Origin of the sequence: Streptomyces sp. SM10 (genome assembly GCF_002910915.1) — a bacterium.
Taxonomy (GTDB): domain Bacteria; phylum Actinomycetota; class Actinomycetes; order Streptomycetales; family Streptomycetaceae; genus Streptomyces.
Genome location: NZ_NEUF01000171.1, coordinates 1 through 3,932, shown reverse-complemented (window position 1 = coordinate 3,932; position 3,932 = coordinate 1). Strand labels below are relative to the sequence as shown.

Below are 3,932 nucleotides of genomic sequence, written 5' to 3'. Positions count from 1 at the left end.
CGAGCACCTCCACGCCGCCTACCACGCGGCGCCCCGGCCGGACTCCGGCGAGATCCCCGCACCAGAGGCGTGCCAGGCCGGCCTTCCGGAGGGAGCACCGGGACTGACCATCTGCCAGCGCCATCAGCGCACCGCTCATCTCGTGCGGCGGCGCACCACCCCGGCCGACCTGCACGCCCCGTTCACCGGCCTCGTCCGCCGCTGACCCACCCCTCACCTGGAGAAACACTCATGCCCCGTACCCGCGCCAGCGCCTCCCCTCTGTTCGTGCCCCGTAAGACGACACGCGCCGAACAGCGGGCCGCCCGAGCCGGTTTTACCGAAGCCCGCCGCCAGGCACGCCTCGCCGGAAACCCGCCCAAGCACCGCGCCGAGCAGACCCTCGACCCGGATCTGCGACCCACCTACCCGCTCGCCGGTCGCCCCGGTCCGGCCTCCGCCCGCGGCGGCAAGCTCGCCCTGCCCGCCCACCGGATGACCACCGCCACAGCCAGCGGCGCGTACCCGTTCGTGGCCGAGGGCGGCCTGGGCGCCGAAGGGGTGTTCATCGGCCGCGATGTGCACGCGGAGGCGGCCTTCTGCTTCGACCCGTTCTCGCTCTACAACAGCGGCAGGGTGGAGGGCTTCACGAACCCCAACGCGGTGCTGGCCGGGATCATCGGCATGGGGAAGTCGGCGTTGGCGAAGTCGATCGCCACTCGGTCGATCGCCCATGGCTACCGGATCTACATCCCCTGCGATCCCAAGGGGGAGTGGACCGGTGTCTCGCAGGCCCTCGGCGGCTACAGCATCGCCCTGGGCCCGGGGCTCCCTGGACGGTTGAATCCGCTGGACGCCCCGGCCCGGCCCGCCTCCGTGAGCGAGGAGGACTGGTTCACGGAGGTTCGCAAGCGCCGTCTGCTGCTGCTGGCCAGCCTCGCCCGCACCGTGCTGAAGCGCGACCTGCTGCCGATGGAGCACACCGCCCTCGACCTGGCCCTGGATCTGGTCGTCGCTGACGCCGCCGCCCGGGGCACGGTGCCGCTGCTCGGCGAGATCGCGCACGTACTCGGCTCCCCCGAACGCCTCGACCAGGCCCTCGGCCACCAGACGGGGCACCTCGGTTCAGCCGCCCAGGACCTCGCCCATGCCCTGCGACGTCTCGTGCACGGCGACTTGAGCGGCATGTTCGACGCGCCGAGCACCGTTTCGTTCGACCCGACCACACCGATGCTGTCCATCGACCTCTCCCGTCTCGGCGGCTCCGGTGACGACACGGCACTGGTGCTCGCGATGACGTGCGCGAGCGCGTGGATGGAGTCGGCCCTCAGTGATCCCGATGGCGGTCGGCGCTGGGTGATCTACGACGAGGCGTGGCGGCTGATGCGGCACGTCGGGCTGCTGGAGCGGATGCAGAGCCAGTGGAAGCTCTCCCGAGGGCTGGGCATCGCGAACCTCATGGTGATCCACCGCCTCAGCGACTTGCTCTCGGCGGGCGACGCCGGCTCACGCGGCCGAGTCCTGGCCGAGGGGCTCCTCGCGGACTGCAGCACGCGCATCATCTACCGCCAGGAGCCCGACCAGCTCGCCGCCGCTGCATCTCTGCTCGGCCTGACCGGCGTCGAGACCCAGGCGGTGTCCGCCCTGACCAAGGGCCGAGGTCTGTGGAAGGTCGCCGGCCGCTCCTTCATCACCCAGCACATCCTCCACCCGGCCGAGCGGGAGCTGTTCGACACAGACGCCCGCATGGCCGCCTAGCCCAACGACCAGCACAGCAACGGGAATCGATCATGTCTGCTTCTTCCACTCCTTCCTCCGGTGACAACCAGCCGTCGCAGGCCACCGACCCTTTGGCGTGGCGACGGCACCTCCCGGCACTGGCCTCGGCCGCCGCCGGCATCAACGAGGCGTGCGACGCCTGGGACGCGGTTTCGGACTCCCTCTGCGACGCGGACGGCTGGCCGCTGGACGACAAGATCTACGGGGACGGGAAGGTCAAGCGGGACGCCGAAGCGTGGAAGCACGCCGAGGTGTTCCTCGACCACGGACCCGAGGTGCTGGCCGGGGTCCGCGCCGCCGCCGACGGCCCCGACTACGTCGAGGGACCGATCAGTGACGACCTCCGTCGGATACGCGGGATCGACACCATCCTGTTCCGGGCGGATGAGCTGCGGCACGAATGGGCCGACGTCATGGCGCTTATGGACGGTTCGCAGCCGAGCGTGCTCCACCTCTACCAGGAGCGTGCCGAGGAGCACCGCAACACCGAAGGCTGGCACTACTCACACGAACTGGGTTCCAAAGGACCGGCGTTGGTTCGCGTCGGCGAATACCTAGTTCACCGGGGGGACACCGAACGGCCGGCGCAGACCGAACGGGCGCGCGTCGCACTGACCCGCTCGACACACAAGCCCCCTGCCGTGTCACCTGCTTCGCCCCAGGTCCCGCCGGCATCGCATCCGCCGGCTCCCGGTCGCTCGCGGTGATCCCTAGCACGCAGTCACGGCAGCGCCAAACTGCCCGATCACCGGATCCTCATGGACCACCGCACTCCTTCAAGCTCCACGCCCCGTCGGCTCCCGCCGTGCGGCGGGACGTTCGCAACGGAGAACTCCATGCACCACGAAACCCCGCCCCCGACCGCCGCGTCCGATCCGCGTCACCTTCAGGCCGCCCTCTGTTCCGCGCTCGGGCAGCGCGGCCTGGAGTGCACCGTCGAGTACGGCCTCAGCGACTACATCGTCCACGCCGAGCTTCCCGACGGCAGTTCGCTGATCATCTCGCCCCCGCAGGAGCCACCCTCCGAGCACCCCGAGACCCCGGAAAGCTGGATGGTCACCCGCCACCGGTCCGCCGAGCCCGCCGTCTACGAGGTGATCTACGACTCCGAGCCGGACGGTCCGCATGCGCGCCACGGCGGCAGCGTGCCGGATCTCCTCTCCGCTGTCGACGCCCGCCTGGACCAGCTTGGCGTACCGACACGCCAGGAGCAGGAACGTTCCAGCAAGGCGCGCGCCGCCACCGTGCTCCCGCCCGACTCCGCTCCATCCCGGGCGAGGGTCGCTCTCGCCTCTTCGCCGTCGGTCGGCCAGCGCGTGCTCCCGACCGGTCCGCCGCCGGAGTCTTCCGCGCGGGCCGCGCCGCCGCCGGCCAGTTCCTCATCCGCTCCCCGGCTCTGACCGACCGCGATCCAGGAGTCCTCCGTGCACCGCACCCTCAGAACTGATCCGCCCGTCGCCCGCACCTGTAACCGCACCCGCCTCGGATGGATCTGCCATGCCCAGCCACTACGACGTGCTGCCCGACCTGGCCTTCGGCCACCACCCCGTCCACGGCATCGTCGCCGCGAACCCGAAGAACCTCGCGGCCAGCACCTGGATGCTCAAGGGATTCGACTTCCATCCCGTCGCCGACCAGCCGACGTTGTACGCGCTGGCCGACCAGAACCGTGACGGACACGGCCGTACGAGCCGGGCCATCGAGCTGCTGCGCAAGGCCGGCTACCAGGTCGATGTGGACGTCGCACTTGACCCTGCGCTGGCGCCCGACACGGCACAGATACGCGACAGCGGTCCGCTCGGTGAACCAGACGTCGCCTTCGCCGATCACCCGCAGCTCGGCATCGTCGCAGCCCTCGACGACCGTGTCTCCGGCCTCAGCGGGCTCGCGCTGGTGGAGGACGGCTGGCGGCACAACTCGAGCCTGGACATCTACACGCTCCCCGCGACCACCGATCGCGTCGAGGCGCTGGGGAAGGTCGCCGACGCCACGGTGGCCCTGCAGCGTTCGGGGCTGCAAGTCGCGGTGCAGCCCCGCCTCGCTCAAGAGGTGACGGCCCGGCCCCGCCCTGCCGCGACGCCGACCGCCGCGCGGGCGCGAGGCCATGGTCCGGCTCGCGCGTCTCCGTTGAGCGCCGCCGCGCTCGCCGCCAGCCCGGCCCGCGCCGGTATCCC

General features: G+C 71.1%; 5 protein-coding genes. All 5 read left to right on the top strand.

Features of this window, described 5'->3' with window-relative positions; all coding sequences use genetic code 11:
• Positions 1-205, top strand: a 205-nt coding sequence (locus B9S57_RS27605; protein WP_258036662.1) for a DUF6238 family protein, incomplete at its 5' end; no start/stop codon positions are given.
• Between the two features lie 26 nt (positions 206-231).
• Positions 232-1,737, top strand: a complete 1,506-nt coding sequence (locus tag B9S57_RS27600; protein WP_181011370.1) for an ATP-binding protein — start codon at positions 232-234, stop codon at positions 1,735-1,737.
• A 32-nt stretch (positions 1,738-1,769) separates the two neighbouring features.
• Positions 1,770-2,465, top strand: a complete 696-nt coding sequence (locus B9S57_RS27595; RefSeq protein WP_258036661.1) for a hypothetical protein — start codon at positions 1,770-1,772, stop codon at positions 2,463-2,465.
• A 129-nt stretch (positions 2,466-2,594) separates the two neighbouring features.
• On the top strand, positions 2,595-3,158 hold the full coding sequence (locus B9S57_RS27590) for a hypothetical protein (RefSeq protein ID WP_103515315.1): 564 nt from the start codon (positions 2,595-2,597) through the stop codon (positions 3,156-3,158).
• A 97-nt stretch (positions 3,159-3,255) separates the two neighbouring features.
• Positions 3,256-3,932: hypothetical protein (locus B9S57_RS27585; RefSeq protein WP_103515316.1), on the top strand; the 677-nt coding region annotated here is incomplete at its 3' end.